At 70.1% G+C, this 17,109-nt stretch carries 22 protein-coding genes; 17 read left to right on the plus strand and 5 right to left on the minus strand.

Annotated features, from left to right (window positions below; translation table 11 throughout):
* Positions 1–119: 119 nt before the first annotated feature.
* Genes B8W67_RS21590 through B8W67_RS18380 form a run of 7 tightly spaced genes read left to right on the plus strand, consistent with a single transcriptional unit; the run spans position 120 to position 5,305 of the window.
* Positions 120–404 carry a DivIVA domain-containing protein gene (locus tag B8W67_RS21590; RefSeq protein ID WP_069393288.1) on the plus strand — a complete coding sequence of 95 codons (285 nt, stop codon included), beginning with the start codon at positions 120–122 and terminating at the stop codon, positions 402–404.
* 5 nt (positions 405–409) lie between these two features.
* Positions 410–1,585: an enolase C-terminal domain-like protein gene (locus B8W67_RS18355; protein ID WP_085305523.1), complete on the plus strand. Its 1,176-nt coding sequence runs from the start codon at positions 410–412 to the stop codon at positions 1,583–1,585.
* Positions 1,585–2,502: a ketopantoate reductase family protein gene (locus B8W67_RS18360; protein ID WP_085305525.1), complete on the plus strand. Its 918-nt coding sequence runs from the start codon at positions 1,585–1,587 to the stop codon at positions 2,500–2,502. Before B8W67_RS18355 ends, B8W67_RS18360 begins: the two co-directional genes overlap by 1 nt.
* 10 nt (positions 2,503–2,512) lie before the next feature.
* A complete protein-coding gene (locus B8W67_RS18365; RefSeq protein ID WP_174254749.1) occupies positions 2,513–3,118 on the plus strand; it encodes a GNAT family N-acetyltransferase in 606 nt (201 codons plus the stop codon).
* A complete protein-coding gene (locus B8W67_RS18370; RefSeq protein WP_234806816.1) occupies positions 3,115–3,927 on the plus strand; it encodes an SDR family NAD(P)-dependent oxidoreductase in 813 nt (270 codons plus the stop codon). Before B8W67_RS18365 ends, B8W67_RS18370 begins: the two co-directional genes overlap by 4 nt.
* A complete protein-coding gene (locus B8W67_RS18375; RefSeq protein WP_085305526.1) occupies positions 3,928–4,815 on the plus strand; it encodes an LLM class F420-dependent oxidoreductase in 888 nt (295 codons plus the stop codon).
* On the plus strand, positions 4,802–5,305 hold the full coding sequence (locus tag B8W67_RS18380) for a nuclear transport factor 2 family protein (protein ID WP_085305528.1): 504 nt from the start codon (positions 4,802–4,804) through the stop codon (positions 5,303–5,305). The genes B8W67_RS18375 and B8W67_RS18380 overlap by 14 nt, the downstream gene beginning before the upstream one ends.
* A 91-nt stretch (positions 5,306–5,396) precedes the next feature.
* Here the strand turns inward: B8W67_RS18380 and B8W67_RS18385 are convergent, their stop codons facing one another.
* Both B8W67_RS18385 and B8W67_RS18390 read right to left on the minus strand, forming a co-directional pair.
* Positions 5,397–6,434, minus strand: coding sequence for a glycoside hydrolase family 183 protein (locus tag B8W67_RS18385; RefSeq protein WP_234806817.1), 1,038 nt, complete (start codon positions 6,432–6,434; stop codon positions 5,397–5,399).
* Positions 6,431–7,135: a TetR family transcriptional regulator gene (locus tag B8W67_RS18390; protein ID WP_069393282.1), complete on the minus strand. Its 705-nt coding sequence runs from the start codon at positions 7,133–7,135 to the stop codon at positions 6,431–6,433. Before B8W67_RS18390 ends, B8W67_RS18385 begins: the two co-directional genes overlap by 4 nt.
* 69 nt (positions 7,136–7,204) lie before the next feature.
* On the opposite strand from B8W67_RS18390, the gene B8W67_RS18395 reads away from it, so the two are divergent.
* Genes B8W67_RS18395 through B8W67_RS18410 form a run of 4 tightly spaced genes read left to right on the plus strand, consistent with a single transcriptional unit; the run spans position 7,205 to position 11,024 of the window.
* On the plus strand, positions 7,205–8,278 hold the full coding sequence (locus tag B8W67_RS18395) for a flavin reductase family protein (RefSeq protein ID WP_069393281.1): 1,074 nt from the start codon (positions 7,205–7,207) through the stop codon (positions 8,276–8,278).
* Positions 8,279–8,306: 28 nt separating this feature from the next.
* Positions 8,307–9,413: a fatty acid desaturase family protein gene (locus B8W67_RS18400; protein ID WP_085305540.1), complete on the plus strand. Its 1,107-nt coding sequence runs from the start codon at positions 8,307–8,309 to the stop codon at positions 9,411–9,413.
* Positions 9,414–9,438: 25 nt separating this feature from the next.
* Positions 9,439–9,963 (plus strand): SRPBCC family protein, encoded by a 525-nt coding sequence (locus tag B8W67_RS18405; protein ID WP_085305542.1) that lies wholly within the window; start codon positions 9,439–9,441, stop codon positions 9,961–9,963.
* Entirely contained in the window at positions 9,963–11,024 is a 1,062-nt protein-coding gene (locus tag B8W67_RS18410; protein ID WP_085305544.1) for an LLM class flavin-dependent oxidoreductase, read from the plus strand. Before B8W67_RS18405 ends, B8W67_RS18410 begins: the two co-directional genes overlap by 1 nt.
* Positions 11,025–11,040: 16 nt before the next feature.
* On the opposite strand, the gene B8W67_RS18415 is transcribed toward B8W67_RS18410, so the two are convergent.
* Both B8W67_RS18415 and B8W67_RS18420 read right to left on the minus strand, forming a co-directional pair.
* Entirely contained in the window at positions 11,041–11,253 is a 213-nt protein-coding gene (locus B8W67_RS18415; protein ID WP_069393276.1) for a TOBE domain-containing protein, read from the minus strand.
* Between the two features lie 87 nt (positions 11,254–11,340).
* Positions 11,341–11,964 (minus strand): TetR/AcrR family transcriptional regulator, encoded by a 624-nt coding sequence (locus B8W67_RS18420; protein ID WP_085305546.1) that lies wholly within the window; start codon positions 11,962–11,964, stop codon positions 11,341–11,343.
* 147 nt (positions 11,965–12,111) lie between these two features.
* On the opposite strand from B8W67_RS18420, the gene B8W67_RS18425 reads away from it, so the two are divergent.
* Positions 12,112–13,455, plus strand: a complete 1,344-nt coding sequence (locus B8W67_RS18425; protein ID WP_234806818.1) for a cytochrome P450 — start codon at positions 12,112–12,114, stop codon at positions 13,453–13,455.
* A gap of 10 nt (positions 13,456–13,465) precedes the next feature.
* Positions 13,466–13,921, plus strand: a complete 456-nt coding sequence (locus tag B8W67_RS18430; protein ID WP_069393313.1) for a YiiD C-terminal domain-containing protein — start codon at positions 13,466–13,468, stop codon at positions 13,919–13,921.
* Positions 13,922–14,040: 119 nt separating this feature from the next.
* Here B8W67_RS18430 and msrA read toward each other — a convergent pair whose 3' ends face one another.
* A complete protein-coding gene (gene msrA, locus B8W67_RS18435; protein WP_085305548.1) occupies positions 14,041–14,547 on the minus strand; it encodes a peptide-methionine (S)-S-oxide reductase MsrA in 507 nt (168 codons plus the stop codon).
* 62 nt (positions 14,548–14,609) lie between these two features.
* Between msrA and B8W67_RS18440 the strand changes: the two genes are divergently transcribed.
* Genes B8W67_RS18440 through B8W67_RS18455 form a run of 4 tightly spaced genes read left to right on the plus strand, consistent with a single transcriptional unit; the run spans position 14,610 to position 17,108 of the window.
* Positions 14,610–15,086 carry an SRPBCC family protein gene (locus B8W67_RS18440; protein WP_069393273.1) on the plus strand — a complete coding sequence of 159 codons (477 nt, stop codon included), beginning with the start codon at positions 14,610–14,612 and terminating at the stop codon, positions 15,084–15,086.
* A gap of 17 nt (positions 15,087–15,103) precedes the next feature.
* On the plus strand, positions 15,104–15,634 hold the full coding sequence (locus B8W67_RS18445) for a nuclear transport factor 2 family protein (RefSeq protein WP_085305550.1): 531 nt from the start codon (positions 15,104–15,106) through the stop codon (positions 15,632–15,634).
* Positions 15,631–16,698, plus strand: coding sequence for an NAD-dependent epimerase/dehydratase family protein (locus B8W67_RS18450; protein ID WP_085305552.1), 1,068 nt, complete (start codon positions 15,631–15,633; stop codon positions 16,696–16,698). The genes B8W67_RS18445 and B8W67_RS18450 overlap by 4 nt, the downstream gene beginning before the upstream one ends.
* Positions 16,695–17,108 carry a DUF427 domain-containing protein gene (locus tag B8W67_RS18455; protein ID WP_085305554.1) on the plus strand — a complete coding sequence of 138 codons (414 nt, stop codon included), beginning with the start codon at positions 16,695–16,697 and terminating at the stop codon, positions 17,106–17,108. The genes B8W67_RS18450 and B8W67_RS18455 overlap by 4 nt, the downstream gene beginning before the upstream one ends.
* Position 17,109 lies beyond the last annotated feature (1 nt).

Here is a 17,109-nt window from a genome sequence, read left to right on the forward strand (position 1 = left end):
CTCATTCTCCCACCACGACAGGGCATTTCGGCGCTACGCCCCACCCCGAACCACTACCTCATCGGCGCATCCAGGCTTAGCGCCGAGCCGGGAAAACCCCAGCGTCTAGGATCGGCTCCATGACAGAACCGCTACCTGGACTCACCGCCGACGATGTGCGCACCGCACGGTTCGGTCGTCCCGAGTGGGGAAAGCGCGGCTATCACAAGGGTGAGGTCGACGCGTTCCTGGAGCTCGTCGCCGGGCGGCTGGAGACATCCGACGGGTTGACCGCGGCGGACGTCCACAATGTGGCGTTCAGCCGCCCCCCGATCGGGCGGCGCGGCTACAACGAAGACCAGGTCGACGTGCTGTTGGACCGAGCCGAAGCAGCAATCCGGCAGCTGGAGCAGATGCGCCGCTGAATCCGATGCGCATCACCGAGATTCGAGAGTTGGCGGTGCCGCTGAGCGGCAACGTCGCCAACGCGCTGGTCGATTTCTCCGCCCACACGGTGTCGCTGGTCGCCGTGGTCTCCGACGTGATCCGGAACGGCACACCGGTGACGGGGGTGGCGTTCAACTCGATCGGCCGGTTCGCCCAGAGCGGCATCCTGGGCGACCGGATGATCCCGCGGGTGCTGGCGGCCGCACCCGACACCCTCGTCGACGAGGCCGGACGGCTCGACCCGGCCCGGATCCTGGCGTGCCTGCTCCGCGACGAGAAGCCGGGCGGGCACGGGGATCGCGCCGCCGCGGCCGCGGCGGTGGAGCTGGCCTGCTGGGACCTACTCGCCAAACTCGACGACGAACCCGCCCACCGCACCATCGCCCGCCACGTCGACCACCGCCCGGCCGACGCCGCGGTGCCGGTCTACGCCGCCGGTGGTTACTACTACCCGGGCGATCACGGCGACCACGTTGCGGCGCTGCGCGCCGAACTCACCGGCTACCTGCGACTCGGCTACGACGCGGTGAAGATCAAAATCGGTGGTGCGAGTGAGGATACCGACCTGGCTCGCCTCGACGCCGCCGTCGACGTGCTCGGCGACGGTACACGGGTCGCCGTCGACGCCAACGGCCGATTCGACCGCGACACCGCCCTGAATTGGGCACAACGTTTGGGGCCCTACCGATTACGGTGGTTCGAAGAACCCGGCGATCCGCTTGACTTCGACGTGACCGCGGCCCTCGCCGCCACCTACCCCGGCCCGGTGGCCACCGGAGAGAACCTGTTCTCTGCCGCCGACGTGGTCAACCTGATGCGATACGGCGGCATGCGGGCTGATGTCGACATCGTCCAGATGGACGCGGGATTGAGCTACGGGCTCACCGAATACCTGCGCATGCTGCGCATCATCGAAGAACACGGGCACCACCGCCGGCAGGCCTTCCCGCACGGCGGCCACCTGATCAACCTGCACATCGCTATGGGCCTGGGCCTCGGCGGCTGCGAGTCCTACCCCGGGGTCTTCGCCCCGTTCGGCGGGTATTCTCCGGGCTGCGTCCTGGCCGACGGGATGATCCGGCCCAGCGACGCGCCCGGGTTCGGTCTCGAAGAAAAACCCGAACTGCGCGACTGGCTCCGACGACTGATGGGGGACTGATGAAGATCGCGGTGGTCGGCGCCGGGGCCATGGGTTCGATCTACGCCGCCAAACTCGCCGCTGCCGGCAACCCGGTGCTCGTGGTGGACCGGCCCGCCACCGTGGACCAGATCACCGCCACCGGCCTGCGAGTCAGCGGCCCCGACGGCGAGCAGGTGGTGCGGATGGGAGCTGCCGTCCACGCCCCCGCCGAGCCGAAGGATCTCATCGTGATCGCGGTGAAGGCCGCCGACGTCGACTCCGCAGCCACCGCGGCGCTGCCGATGATCGCCGATCACACCGTGGTGCTCACCATCCAAAATGGGCTGGGATCGGCGGATACCGTCGCGGCCGTCGTCGGCGCCGATCGGGTCGCGGTGGGGATCGCCGCCGGCTTCGGCGCCTCGCGGCGCGGGCCCGCCCACGTTCACCACAACGCCATGCGGGCGGTGCGGTTCGGTGCCTACGCCGGGTTGCCGCGCGAACGGGTGGCCGCCGTGGCGCGGGTGTGGGCGGCCGCCGGATTCGACGCCGAGGCCGTCGCCGACATCGCGGCGATGCAGTGGGAGAAACTCATCTGCAACGCCGCCTACAGCGCCCTGTGCGCGCTGACCGGGCTCACCGTCGGGCAGGTCCGCGACGACCCCGACCTCGGCGCCCTCAGCCGCGCAGCCGCCACCGAGACCTGGCAGGTGGCCCGCGCGCTCGGTGTGGCGGTCACCGTCGGCGACCCGGTCGCTCACGCCCGGGCCTTCGGCGCGGCGGTGCCCGACGCCAAACCGTCGGCCTTGCTCGACCACCAGGCCCACCGGGTCAGCGAGATCGCGGTGATCAACGGCGCGGTGTGCCGCAATGCCGAACGGGCGGGGGTGGCGGTGCCGGTCAACACCACCCTGACCGCGTTGATCGCCGGCATCGAGCGCAGCTGGGACCGGTAGCCTCACAAGCGTGCCGATCGACGTGCGCGCCGCGCAGAAAACCGACCTGCCCGCGATCGCCCGGGTGCTCGGCCGGGCCTTTTACGACGATCCGGTCTCGATGTGGCTGATCCCCGACGACGACAAGCGCAGCGCCCGGCTGCCCAGGATGTTCGGCACACTCGCGCGCTATCACCATCTCGCCGGTGGCGGTAGCGAGGTGGCCAGCGACGACGGCACCGTCGGTGCGGTGGCGCTGTGGGATCCGCCCAACCGCTGGAAGCCGTCGCGACGCGCCCAACTGCTGGCGGTCCCGGCGCTCATCGCCGCGTTCGGCTCCCGGCTCGGCGCCGGCCGCGTCCTGGAGGAGACCCTGCGGGCACGCCACCCCGAGGAGCCGCACTGGTATCTGGCCACCATCGGCAGCGACCCGCTGGCCCGCGGACGCGGCCTGGGCGCGCAGCTGATGCGGTCGCGGCTGGACCGCTGCGACGCCGAACGTTGTCCCGCCTACCTGGAGTCCAGCAAAGCCGAGAATGTGCCGTACTACCAACGATTCGGATTCGAGGTGACCGGCGAGGTGAAAGTGCCCGACGGCGGCCCGACGCTGTGGACGATGTGGCGGCTCCCGCGGTGAGCGCCGAACAGACCGTGCCGCTTCGTGAGGCCTACGGCCCGTGGGCGCTGATCGCGGGCGGATCCGAAGGGGTCGGCGCCGAGTTCGCCGACCTGCTGGCGGCGGCGGGCGTCAACCTGCTTCTGGTGGCCCGCAACCCCGAGCCGCTGGCGGTGACCGCCGAACGCTGCCGCGGCCACGGTGTGCAGGTCGACACCCTCGCCGGCGACCTCACCGACCCGGCGGTACCGGCGGCGATCATCGACCGCGCCGGCGGCCGGGAGATCGGCCTGCTCATCTACAATGCCGGGGCCAACACCTGCAGCGCGGAGTTCCTCGACGGCGAGCTCGCCGAGTTCCAGCGGGTGCTCGACCTCAACATCGGAGCGCAGCTGGCCCTGGTCCACCATTTCGGCCGGCTGATGCGGGACCGCCGCCGCGGGGGCATCCTGCTGGTCGGGTCGATGGCCGGCTACCTCGGCTCGGTGCGCCACAGCGTCTACGGCGGGGTGAAGGCGTTCGGCCGGATCTTCGCCGAGAGCCTCTGGCTGGAGTTGCGCGACCACAACGTCGATGTGCTGCAGCTGATACTCGGAGTGACCCGCACCCCGGCGATGCACCGGGTCGGGCTGAACTTCGACGCCCCCGGCATCCGGGTCGCCGAGCCGCGCGACGTCGCTCGCGAGGGCCTCGACCAGCTCCCACACGGGCCGGTGTTCGTCGCCGGCGGCAACGCCGACGACGTGGCCCGGCGCAACTACCCCGACCGCGCCAAGGCGGTGCTGGGAGCCCACCGGGCGATGCAGCGGTTGATGGGGATCGAGAACTGAATGCGGCTGGGATTGGCGACCCCGGTGGTTCTGCAGGTCCCCGGCGTCGCTTCGGACTGGGAACGTGACGCCGACATCGCCGATATCGCCGCCATCGCCGAAACCGCCGACACGCTCGGCTTCGACTACCTGACCTGTGCAGAACACGTGGCGATTCCGGCCTCCGATGCCGCCGAGCGCGGCGGCACCTACTGGGATCCGTTGTCGACGTTGAGTTTTCTCGCCGCGCGGACGACTCGGATTCGGCTGGCCACCTCGGTGCTGGTGTTGGGATATCACCACCCGCTGGCGATCGCGAAACGGTTCGGCACCCTCGACCGGGTCAGCGACGGGAGGCTGGTGCTCGGTGTCGGCGTCGGATCGTTGCGCGCCGAATTCGACTTGCTGGACGCGGAGTTCACCGGTCGCGGTGAACGTGCCGACGATGCCCTGCGCGCTCTGCGATCCTCCCTGTCGCGGCCGCAGGTCAGCTATCACGGACCGTACTTCCGTTACGACGAGATGATCGTGCGGCCCCATGCGCGTCAAACCCACGTGCCGATCTGGGTCGGCGGGCGTACCCGGCGGTCGTTGCGCCGCGCACTGCACCTGGCCGACGGGTGGATGCCGTTCGGGCTGCGCGCCACCGAGATCAGCCGCCTACTCGGGCAGGTCGACCTGCCCGATGGCTTCGAGGTGGTGCTGTCCACCGGCAGGGCCCTGGACCCCGAGGACGACCCGCAGGGCACGCGGCGCGTGCTGCGGCGACTGCACGAGGCCGGAGCGACCGCGATCACCTGCGTGCTCGCCGCACAGTCAGCCGAGCATTACCGCACCCAGCTGGCGGCGGTGCGCGAACTGGCCGACGATCTCGACGTCGAGGAGAAACCCCACGATGACCGAAACTGAGGTACACCAACGGATCAGCGATCTGGAACGCCGGGTGCGCCGACTCGACGACGAACGCGCCATCGGCGCATTGATCGCACGCTACGGGCCTCTCGTCGACGGTGGCGCTGCCGCGCAGACCGCCGCGCTGTGGACGGCCGACGGCAGTTACACCGTCGAGGACACCACCATGTCCGGGCAGGACGGCGTGCGCCAGATGGTGGAATCCGCCGACCACCGACGCCTGATCGCCCGCGGCAGCGCCCACTTCCTGGGCCCGGCGGCGATCACCGTCGACGGCGACGACGCCGAGGCGATCTGTCAGTCGCTGCTGTGTGTGCGCCGCGGCAGCGACCGGGACGGCTACCTCGTGGCGCGGGCGAGCATCAACCGGTTCCGGCTGACCCGCACCGACGCGGGTTGGCGCATCGTCGAGCGCGAAGCCCAACTGCTCGACGGCGGCGAGCACGCCGGCCGCCTGCTGGGGATGATCGCCGACTCGCAGCGCTGAGCCATGCGGAGCGGAGCGCGACCGGGTCGGTATACGCGTTCGCCCGTGCGCCGGGCCTGTTGCGGTGCCGCGGCGATCACCCCGGAGAGCCTCAGCTGCGTAACGTCACCCGGAACTGCATCACCCGATACGGCCATCCCACAGCGGTCCTCCACTGCGACACCATCAGTCCGACCCCGCCGGGGACGTCGATCCTGGAGCCGGGCAGCACATAACCGCCGTACAGTTGGGCGACCCGACAATGGTCGTGATCCTCTGCGTCCCAGGTGGTTCCGCGCACCGGCAGCTGCAGCGGTGCAGTGTCCAGGGGTGCGGTCGGTGAGGTCAGCACCCGGTATCCCAGCGCATAGTGCGACGAGCAGAATCCGCCGAGCAACCACGCTCCGGGTGCCAGTCGCCGCAGCGAGAGCTCACCCCACGTTTCGGTGGGCGGGGTGATGACGCTGGCATTCGCGCCCCACCGCCAGCGGCCGCGCTCGCAGCCCCAGCACTGATAGCGGCGTCGATGCCCGAGATGCTCCGGGCGGACCCGACTGAGGATGATGCCCTTGTTGCGCTGGAAGCCGGTGGAGGCGACGTAGACCCACCCGTCGTCGGGGTCGTACTCCCACGACCAGCACTGGGCGAACCCACCGCGCCAGCCGCCAGGAAACCGGGCCCGGCGCAGGTGCGTCCAGCTGACCCCGGTGTCCGACGAGCGCCAGATCTCCGTCCAGGCCACGGTGCCGAACCCGCGATTGACGATCACGTGCAGATACAGGTGTTCACCGACGACCAGCAGATCCGAGGGGATGACGGTGCTGATCGGACGGCCGGGGCGCGGCAGCCGGTCTCGCCGGTGGCGGCGAAGCCGGCGGGCGTAGTCGGGGTCCGCGCCGCCGGCACGGTCGTAGCGGATGGTGTGTGTGGCCCCACGCGCGTCCGAGCCGCGGCCGAGCAGCACCACCGGGGAGCGCCAGTCGCCCTCGCCCACGCGCGCCCCGGCGAACGAGTCGCCGAACACCGACACCAGCGTTCCGTCGGCGGTGCGCACCGTGGCTCCCAGATCGGTGCAGGTCATTCCCCAGCGGTCGGTGCAGCCCGGGCCGGTGAGGTCGGCCAGCTTGGCCCCCGCGTCGGGGAGATTCACGGCGTGCTGCGCCACCCGGCGATGCCGAGTGAGATCATTCGGAGCTGTTTGACCGCGGTGCGGTGCAGATCCTCGCGTGCCGCCGGGTTCTGGGCGTCCTCGGTGGACTCGGCGATGAAGATCATCGCGTTGACGAACAGTGTGGCCAGCACGTTGAGGTCCTCGGTGGTCCAGTCGTGCAAGCCGGTGAACCGAGCCAGGTCGGTAGCGAGTTCAGAAGTGAGCAAACGGATCTCAGATCGGATCGCGTACCGCAGGACGGTGACCCCGCTGTTGCGCTCGCGGCTGATGAAACGCCAGTGTTCGCGCTGCTCACCGATGTTGTCGATCAGGGCGTCCACCGAGGATTCGATCACCCGGCTGGGGTCGACCTTGTCGGTGCGGGCGTCGCGCAGACCGTCGCGCAATGCGCGGAACGACTCGTCGATGAGCGCGAGCCCCAGCGCCTCCATCGACTGGAAATGCCGGTAGAACGCCGCCGGGACGATACCGACCTCGCGGGTCACCTCGCGCATGCTCAGCGCGCTGAAGCTGCGGTCCTCGAGCAGGCGCAGCGCCGCGGCGATGATGCGCTGGCGGGTCGCTTCTTTGCGTTCCCCGCGGGATTGGCTGTCGTGGGTTTTGTCCCGCGACCGCGATTCGCGCGACCGCGATTCGCGTGAGCCAGAAGATCCGCGTGATCCAGAAGCACGGCTGTTCACTTTGTGAACTCTAGCACACCCTGGGTAAACACCTTGACGACCTGGCGGTATGCAATACACAGTGTACACATGTTCACTGAAATTCTATCGCGTTCCGTCGGGGAGCGGATCCGCTCGTCGCGGCTGGTCGACCTGCTGACCGGACCGCACGGCGTCGACCGCTACACCGAACTCGTCGACCCCACCCTGGTGCTCGGCGACGGGCGGGCGCGGGTGGTGGCCGTGCGTCGCGCCACCCCGCGCAGCGTCACGTTGACCCTGGCGCCCAACGCCGCGTTCACCGCCGCCCATCGGGTGCGCGCCGGCCAGCACGTCACCGTCACCGTGGAGATCGACGGCCGTCGCCACCTCCGCTGCTACTCGCCGGCCAACGCCGAAGGGGAGGAGCATCTGGAGATCACCGTCGGTCGCCACGACCGGGGCCTGGTCTCCGGCTACCTCTACGAGCACGCCGAGCCCGGCATGGTGGTCGGACTCGACACGGCCGCCGGGGACTTCGTGCTGCCCGTGACGCCGCCGGAGCGCATCCTGTTCGTGGCCGGGGGCAGCGGCATCACCCCCGTGATGGCGATGCTGCGCACCCTGCGCGCCACCGGCTACACCGGAACCGCCGCGCTGCTGTACTACTCGCGCACCGCCGCCGAGGCCTGCTACGCCGACGAACTGGCCGCCATGCCCGGAGTCCGGGTGTTGCACGCCCACAGCCGCGGCGACGGCGGTGACCTCACCGGACGCTTCGGTCCCGAACACGTCGGCGCCGCACTGCCCGACCCGGACCTGGTGTACGTCTGCGGGCCCACCGCTCTGGCCGACGCGGTGCGCGAGCAGCACCCGGACGCGGTGACCGAGAGCTTCACCCCGCCCCAGGTGGTCGTGCCCACCGAGCCGTCGGGCGGGCGGATCGCGTTCACCCGCAGCGGCGTCGATGCCGTCGACACCGGACGCAACCTGCTCGAGCAGGCCGAGGCGGCCGGGCTGAGCCCCAAACACGGCTGCCGCATGGGCATCTGCCATGCCTGCACCTGCCGCAAAACCAGCGGCGTGGTGATGAACCTGACCACCGGCGCGGTCTCGAGTGCCGACGCCGACGACATCCAGATCTGCGTCTCGGTGCCGGTCGGCGACGTCGAGATCGCCCTGTAAACCTCTCACCCCACAAGGAGAACCTGTCATGACCCAGCAAAAGATCGTTCTCACTCCCGAGCAGCTCGAGGAGTTCGGCAAGGAACTCGACGCCATCCGCGAGGCCGTCATCGCCGATCTCGGCGAGCGCGACGCCGACTACATCCGCGGCGTCATCAAGGCCCAGCGCACCCTGGAGGTCGGCGGCCGGGCGTTGCTGTTCGCCGGGATCCTGCCGCCGGCCTGGCTGGCCGGCACCGCCATGCTCGGGCTGGCCAAGATCATCGACAACATGGAGATCGGCCACAACGTCATGCACGGCCAGTACGACTGGATGCGCGACCCCGCGCTGTCGGGCCAAGACTTCGAGTGGGACACCGCCGCGCCCGCCGACCACTGGCGTCACACCCACAACTTCCAGCACCACACCTACACCAACATCGTCGGGATGGACCGCGACATCGGCTACGGCATCCTGCGGATGAGCAAGGACCAGCCGTGGGAGCCGTACTTCCTGGGCAACCCGCTGTACGCGTTTTTGCTCATGGTGCTCTTCCAGTACGGGGTGGCGCTGCACGAGCTGGAGACCGAGCGGATCCGCGCCGGGGAGATCGGCTTCGCCGACAAACGTCAGGTGCTGCGCGAGATCTGGGCCAAGACCCGCCGCCAGACGCTGAAAGACTACGTGGCGTTCCCGCTGCTGGCCGGACCGTTCGCGCCGTTCGTGTTCGCCGGTAACCTCACCGCCAACCTGATGCGCAACGTGTGGGCCTACACGATCATCTTTTGCGGGCACTTCCCGGAGGGCACCCAGGAGTTCAGTGTGGAGGAGACCCGCAACGAAACCCGCGGCGGCTGGTACTTCCGCCAGATCCTGGGCTCGGCGAACCTGACCGGCGGCAAGCTGTTCCACTTGCTCTCGGGCAACCTGTCGTTCCAGGTGGAGCACCACCTGTTCCCCGACCTGCCGGCCCACCGCTACGCCGAGATCGCGCCCCAGGTCCAAGACATCTGCCGGCGCTACGGGATCCCGTACAACAGCGGCCCGCTGCACAAGCAGTTCGCGACCGTGGTGCGCAAGATCGTGCGGCTCGCATTGCCGGACCGGCCCGCTCGCGCCGAGGCGCCGCAGAAAGCCGAGGTCGTCGCGGCCTGAGCCGGGGGCTGTCACAATGGGCTCCATGGAGTGGACCGGTGCCCGATATGCCGACAGCCCCACCGTCACGGCCTCGACGCGGGTCGACGCGGCGCCGCCGCGGGTGTGGCGCTGGGTCACCGACATCACCGTCATGCCCGAGCTCAGCGCTGAACTGCAGTCGGTGCAGTGGACCGGCGAGTCCCGCGGACCGGCGCTCGGAGCGACGTTCGTGGGGACCAACTACAACCCCGCCATCGGGCAGTGGCAGGCCCCGGCCAAGATCATCGCCTGCCAGGAGAACACCGAATTCGCCTGGGCCGTCGGCGATCCGGATAACCCCGCAGCGGTCTGGCGGTTTCGTCTGGACGCCGACGGCACCGATCCCGCCGTCACCACGCTGAGCTACACCGCGCAGCTGGGCCCGGGGCCCTCCGGGCTGTCGGCGGCGATCGAGGCGATGCCGGAGAAGGAACAGAAGATCGTGTTCGTGCGGCTGCGCGAATTCGAGTCCGCGATCACCGCCACCGTCGCGGCGATCAAGGATCTGGCCGAAGGCGACGGCCGCTGATGCGTGTCGCCACCACCGTGGAGGCATCCGGGTTCGACGACGACCCGATCCAGGTGATCGACTTCGTCGTCGAAGCCGAAAAACTCGGGCTGGACCTGTGTTTCGTCGCCGAGGCGTGGGGTTCCGACGCCCCGTCGGCGCTGGGATACCTGGCCGCGCGCACCGATCGACTGATACTCGGGTCGGGGGTGCTTCAGATCGGCACCCGCACCCCGGTGGCGATCGCCCAAGCGGCCATCACCCTGTCGAATTTGTCGCAGGGGCGGTTCGTGCTCGGGTTGGGCACCTCCGGGCCGCGGGTGATCGAGGGCCTGCACGGGGTGGCGTTCGCCCACCCGCTCACGCGACTGCGCGAGAACATCGACATCATCCGCGCCGCCTTCGCCGGGGAGAAGATCGCCTACGACGGCGCCTGCTACACCCTGCCGCGCCCGGGCGGGGAGGGCACGCCGATGCGGCTGTCGACCCGTCCGCAGCACCCGATCCCGCTGTACCTGGCGGCGATGTCGCCGGGGCTGCTGCGGCTCACCGGGGAGACCGCCGACGGCTGGCTGGGCACCAGCTTCGTGCCCGAGGGCGCGGTCCACGCCTACTTCGCCCACCTCGACGAGGGGCTGGCCGACGCCGGACGGACCCGCGCCGACCTCGACATCTGCCAGGGAGCGGAGGTCGCGTTCGCCGACGACGAGGACGCGTTGGCCCGGCTGGTCGACGCCCGCCGCGGCGAACTTGCGTTCAGCCTCGGCGGGATGGGTTCGGTCAACACCAACTTCTACAACCGCGCCTACGCCCGGCAGGGCTGGTCGGCGGTGGCCGAGGAGATCAAACGGCTCTGGCAGAACGGCGACCGGGCGGCGGCCACCGCGCTGGTCAGCGACCAGATGGTGCTGGCGACCACGCTGATCGGCACCGAGGAGATGGTGCGCGACCGGCTGACCGTCTGGCGCGACGCCGGGGTGAACACGGTGCGGCTCTATCCGGCCGGGCAGACCCTCGCCGACAAACTGGACACGCTGGGACGTGCGATCGCGTTGGTCCGCGAGGTCAGCGCGCCGCGGTGAGCGCGGTGTCGGCGGCTCACTGCACGCCGATGGTCACCTCGGTCGACTTGATGAACACCGTGGCGTCCTGGCCGACTTGCAGCTGCAGGCTCTCCGCGGCGTCCTTGGTGATCGACGAGGTGATGATCTGGTCCCCGCCGGCGAGGCGGACCTTGATGGTGGCCATCACCGCCCCGATGTCGACCTCGGTGATGGTGCCCGGTAGTTGATTTCGGGTGGACAGCCTCATGAGAATCCTTTCGGCCGCGGGTCGGGTGCGCTCAGGGTAGGACGAAATCGGCCCTCCCGCGCTGTGATTCGGCGAGATCGCGCCCGGTCACCGCGGCGGCCGCGGCCCCAGCAGCGCAACCGCCGCGTCGACCGCGGGTTCGGCGATTTCGGCGACGTCGCGACCGTCCTCGACGGCCAGCGCCGTCAACTCGCGGATGCCGCCGAGCAGGATCACCGCCAGCGCGGGGGTCAGCGGCGGCAGCCCGGCGCGGCGGAACCCCGCGTTGGCGGTGAGCTCTACCAGCAGCGCGGTGAGCAGATGCAGCCCGCGGCGCTGCACCGGCCGCGCGGCGGCCCCCAGCGACGGCAGTTCCCGGATCCAGCTCAGGGTGATCGCCGGGCGTTCGCCGATGTGGGCGAGGTAGGCGTCGACCGCCGCGCGGATTTGCGCGCGCCAGTCGGCGCCGGGGTCGACCGCGGCCTGGATCTGGGCGCGCAGCGTCTCCTCGTTGGCCAGCAGCAATTCCACGAAGCACTCGTCTTTGCCGGTGAACCGGTCGTAGAACGTGCGCTTGGAGGTGCGTGCGGCCCGCACGATGTCGGCGACCGTGGTGGCGCGGTAACCGCGCTCGGCCAGCGAGTCGGCCAACCCGTCGAGCAGGCGCCGGCGAAACGGGTCGCCGCTGGGGCGATCCGCCGGCGGCGCGGTCAGCGGAGTCGTCGACCTCATCGCGTGGGCCTCATCACGTCGGCCTCATCACGTGGACCTCATCGCCACGGCGCTCCCTCGGGTCTTGCCAGCAGTGGTACTACAGCGTACCGTGCAGGTACGACCACGCGGTACGGCGTGGTACCACGGCGGGCGGGAGTGAACGCGGTGAGCGAGGTTCTGCAGGACAACGTCGGCGGCGGTGACACGGCCGTCACCCCGGCGGTGCGGCTGCCTCCCGGTCCGCCGCTGCCGCGGCTGGTGCAGGGGATCGGGTTCTCGCTGCTGCGGCGACAGATGGTGCAGCGCCTGGCACGGCGCTACGGCTCGGCGTTTCGGCTCAACGTGCCGATGTTCGGGCCGCTGGTCGTGGTGACCGACCCGCGGTTGGCCAAGCAGGTGTTCACCAGCCGCCCGGAGGTGCTCGGCAACATCCAGCCCAACCTGAGCCGGGTGCTCGGCCCGGGGTCGGTCTTCGCCCTCGACGGCGACGCCCACCGCGCCCGGAGGCTGCTGCTCTCCCCGCCGTTCCACGGCCAGAACATCAAGAACTACGAGCGGATCATCGAAGAGGAGACGCTCGCGGAATCCGCGACCTGGCCGCAGGGCACCCCGTTCGCGACGCTGCGGCCGATGAACCGGATCACGCTGAACGTGATCCTGCGTGCGGTGTTCGGCGCCGAGGGCGCCGACCTCGATGAACTGCGCGAGATCATCCCGCCGTGGGTGACGTTGGGGTCGCGGCTGGTGGCGCTGCCCACCCCCAAACGCACCTACGGGCGGTACTCGCCGTGGGGGCGACTGGCGGCGTGGCGCGCGCGCTACGAGATCGTGGTGGACCGGCTGATCGAGGTGGTGCGCGCCGACCCCGACTTCGACTCGCGCACCGACATGCTGTCGCTGCTGTTGCGCAGCAGCTACGAGGACGGCTCGGCGATGTCGCGCGGCGACATCGGCGATGAGCTCTTGACGTTCCTCGCCGCCGGCCATGAGACCACCGCCTCCACCCTGGGCTGGGTGTTCGAACGGATCAGCCGCGACCCGCAGCTGCTCGCCGACCTGACCGCCGAGGCCGACACCGGCGGCGCAGCGCTGCGCCAGGCGACCATCCACGAGTTGCAGCGCAACCGCACCGTCATCGACTTCGCCGGGCGGCGGGTGCTGGCGCCGAGTTTCACGCTGGGGCCGTGGGTGCTGCCGCGTGACAGCCTCGTCGTGGTGAGCATCGCGTCGATCCACGACAACGCCGAACAGTTCCCCGACGCCGACCGGTTCGATCCGCACCGGTTCCTCGACACGCGGCCCTCGACGTTCGCCTGGGTCCCGTTCGGTGGTGGCACCCGGCGCTGCCCGGGGGCCACCTTCGCCAACGCCGAGATGGACGTGGTGTTGCGAACAGTGCTGCGCCACTTCACTATCGAACCGAGTGTCGCGCCTGGGGAGAAGTGGCATTCCCGCGGGGTGGCATTCACCCCGAAGGACGGCGGCAGGATCGTGGTGCACCGGCGCTAGCATGAGCGGCATGACCGATACCGCCCTTGTCGACATGATGAACGCCGGAATGGCCCAGACCATCCCGATCGCGCACACGATGGGGGTGAGGGTCGTGGAGGCACGGCCGGGTTTCGCCGCCGCGACCGTTCCCGCCGCCGGCAACGGCAACCATTTCGGCGTGGTCTACGCCGGGGTGGAGTTCACCGTCGCCGAGATCCTCGGCGGCATCCTGGCGTTGAGCAGCTTCGACTCGGCGACCTACTTCCCGCTGGTGAAGAACATCGACATCGCGTTTGTCGGCATGGCCAAATCGGACCTGCGCGCCGAGGCCAGCCTCGATGAGGACACCATCGCGCGGGTGACCGCCGAAGCCGCCGAGCGCGGCAAGGCCGACTTCACCGTGGAGGCGGTGGTCACCGACGCCGAGGGGCAGACCGTGGTCACCACCCGCGGGCTCTACCAGTTGCGCGCCCACGCCCGCTGATCGCCGCCGCTACGCGCGGTGCTGACTGAGATCGACACTCCAGCGGACATACACCCCGCTATACGAGCCTGTGTGTCCGCTGGAGTGTCGATCTCAGTCGGTATCGGCACGGGCCCGGCTCAGTGCTGGGCGGCGGGTGACAGCGACCACTCGGGCCGTACGAAATGGCAGGTGTAACCGCCCGGATTGCGCTCCAGGTAGTCCTGGTGCTCCGGCTCGGCCTCCCAGAACTCCCCGGCGGGGGTGACCTCGGTGACCACCGGGCCCGGCCAGCGCCCCGAGGCCTGCACATCGGCGATCGTCGCCAGCGCCACCCGGTGCTGCTGCTCGTCGCGGTAGAAGATCGCCGAGCGGTAGCTGCTGCCGATGTCGTTGCCCTGCCGGTTGGGAGTGGTGGGGTCGTGGATGGCGAAGAAGAACTCCAGCACCCGCCGATAGTCGGTCACCGCCGGGTCGAAGGTGACCTCGATGGCCTCGGCGTGCCCGGTGTGATTGCGGTAGGTCGCGTTGGCGACCTCGCCGCCGGTGTAGCCGACCCGGGTGTCGAGCACGCCGGGCTGCTTGCGGAACAGGTCCTGCATCCCCCAGAAGCATCCGCCCGCCAAGATCGCCGTCTCCGCCATCATCAGCCTCCTGTCGCGCAATCCGATCTGGTTCCCAACCTACCGACGGCCACTATGCTGACGCCATGCCGACCGTGGAGTCTTCGGTGCCGGTGCCGGTCGACCCGGCCACCGCGTTCGCGGTCTCGCAGACCACCGGCGAGATCCGGCTGCGGTGGGACCCGTTCATCGCCAAACAATGGTTCCTCGACGGCGCCACCGTGCCGGGCAAAGGGGTCCGCACCTTCACCCGCCACTGGTCGGGACTGACGATGGTCAGCGAATACGTGTCGTTCAACCCGCCGACGAATGTGGGCATCAAAATCGTCAAGGGCCCATGGTTTTTCGCCACGTTCGGCAGCGGCTGGCGGTTCAACCCCGCCGAGGACGGCACCACCATCGCCACCTGGCGCTACAACTTCTCGTGCCGCCCGGCATGGCTGGCGCCGATCGCGGAGCGCATCGGGCGGTGGTGGCTCGGCCGCGACATCGACAAACGCATCGCCGGGTTCGCCCGCGGCTGCGCCGACCCGGTGGTGGTGGCGGCCGCGGTGGGCCGGTGAGAGCCTCGACAACGTCGATGAAACGTGTTCTAGTTCAGGGCGTGACGACAGCGCCGTTCAGCCGCGCCGAACTGGCCGCGGCCTTCGAGACCTTCGAGAAAACCGTCGCCCGCGCCGCCGCGGCCAAGGACTGGGACATCTGGGTGGGCCACTACACCCCCGACGTGGAGTACATCGAACACGCCGCGGGCACCATGCACGGGGTGGAGCCGGTGCGGGCCTGGATCCGCACCACCATGTCGACGTTCCCCGGCAGCCACATGGTGGCGTTCCCGACCCTGTGGTCGGTCATCGACGAGCCGACCGGCCGGGTCATCTGCGAGTTGGACAACCCGATGACCGACCCCGGCGACGGCACCGTCATCTCCGCCACCAACATCAGCATCCTCACCTACGCCGGCGACGGCCGGTGGCGCCGCCAGGAGGATGTCTACAACCCGCTGCGGTTCGCCGCGGCCGCGATGAAGTGGTGCAAGAAGGCCGAGCAGCTCGGCACCCTCGATGACGCGGCGGCCGCCTGGATGCAGCAGTACGGAGGCGGCCGATGAGCGCCCCGGCCGTGCTGGTCATCGGCGCCAACGGGTTCCTCGGCTCGCACGTGACCCGCGCGCTGGTCGACGCCGGCGGCGACGCGGAGATCCGGGTCATGGTGCGCGACGGCGCCGACACCCGCAGCATCGACGACCTCGACGTCACCCGTTTTCACGGTGACATCTTCGACACCGCCACCCTCACCGAGGCGATGACCGGCTGCGACGTCGTCTACTACTGCGTGGTCGACACCCGTGCCTGGCTGCGCGATCCGGCCCCGCTGTTTCGCACCAACGTCGACGGGCTGCGCAACGTGCTCGAGGTGGCCGCCACGATGGACCTGCGCCGGTTCGTGTTCACCAGCAGCTATGCCACCGTCAACCGGCGGCGCGGGCACGTCGCCACCGAAGACGACATCATCGATCCGCGGGGGCTCACCCCCTACGTGCAGTCGCGGGTGCAGGCCGAGCAGATGGTGCTGCGCTACGCCGCGGAGCGGGGGCTGCCCGCGGTGGCGATGTGCGTGTCCACCACCTACGGCGACGGCGATTGGGGCCGCACCCCGCACGGCGCGTTCATCGCCGGCGCCGTCTACCGCAAACTGCCGTTCGTGATGCGGGGCATCGCGCTGGAGGTGGTCGGCGTCGACGACGCGGCGCGGGCGATGCTTCTCGCCGCCGAGCATGGCCGCCCCGGGCAGCGCTACCTGATCTCGGCGCAGATGATGGAGCTCACCGAGGTCATCCGCATCGCCGCCGACGAGGCGCAGGTGCCGATGCCGCGCCGGTCGATCCCGGTGCCGGTGCTCTACGCGCTCGGGGCGCTGGGCAGCCTGAAAGCCAAACTCACCGGCACCGATGCGGAACTCTCGGTGAAATCGGTGCAGATGATGCGGGCGGAGGCCCCGGTCGACCACTCCAAGGCCCGCCGCGAGCTGGGCTGGGAGCCCCGCCCGGTGGAGGAGGCGATCCGGGCGGCCGCCCGGTTCTGGATGCGGCGCAAAACCGAGGCCCGGCCCGGCGCCGAGCGGCCCGCGACCGGCACCGCCGACGAGGGCGTGCGCGAGGTCTGGGAGCTGTGAGCCCGCGGCCGGTGCTGATCCCGGACGCACGCCATCCGATCACGATCACCGCCACCGGCCGGCCGGTCACGGTGCGCGTCGCCGGGGTGGTCGTGGCGACCAGCACCCGGGCGCTCACCCTGCGCGAAGCCGGCTACCCCGCCGTGCAGTACCTGCCGTGGGCCGACGTCGACCGGCGGCTGCTGACCCGCACCGAGACCACCAGCTACTGCCCGTACAAGGGCGACGCCCACTATGTGCGGGTCACCACCCCCGACGGGACCACCGTCGAGGACGTCGGCTGGTGCTATCGGCACCCGCACCCGGCGGTGGCCGCCATCGCCGGGCACCTGGCCTGCTACCCGCAGAAAGCGCAGATCACCGTCGGCGGCGGCGACGAGGCTGGGGCCGGGGCTGGGCCAGGGGGCTAGG

Source organism: Mycolicibacillus koreensis, from assembly GCF_002104795.1.
GTDB lineage: Bacteria > Actinomycetota > Actinomycetes > Mycobacteriales > Mycobacteriaceae > Mycobacterium > Mycobacterium koreense.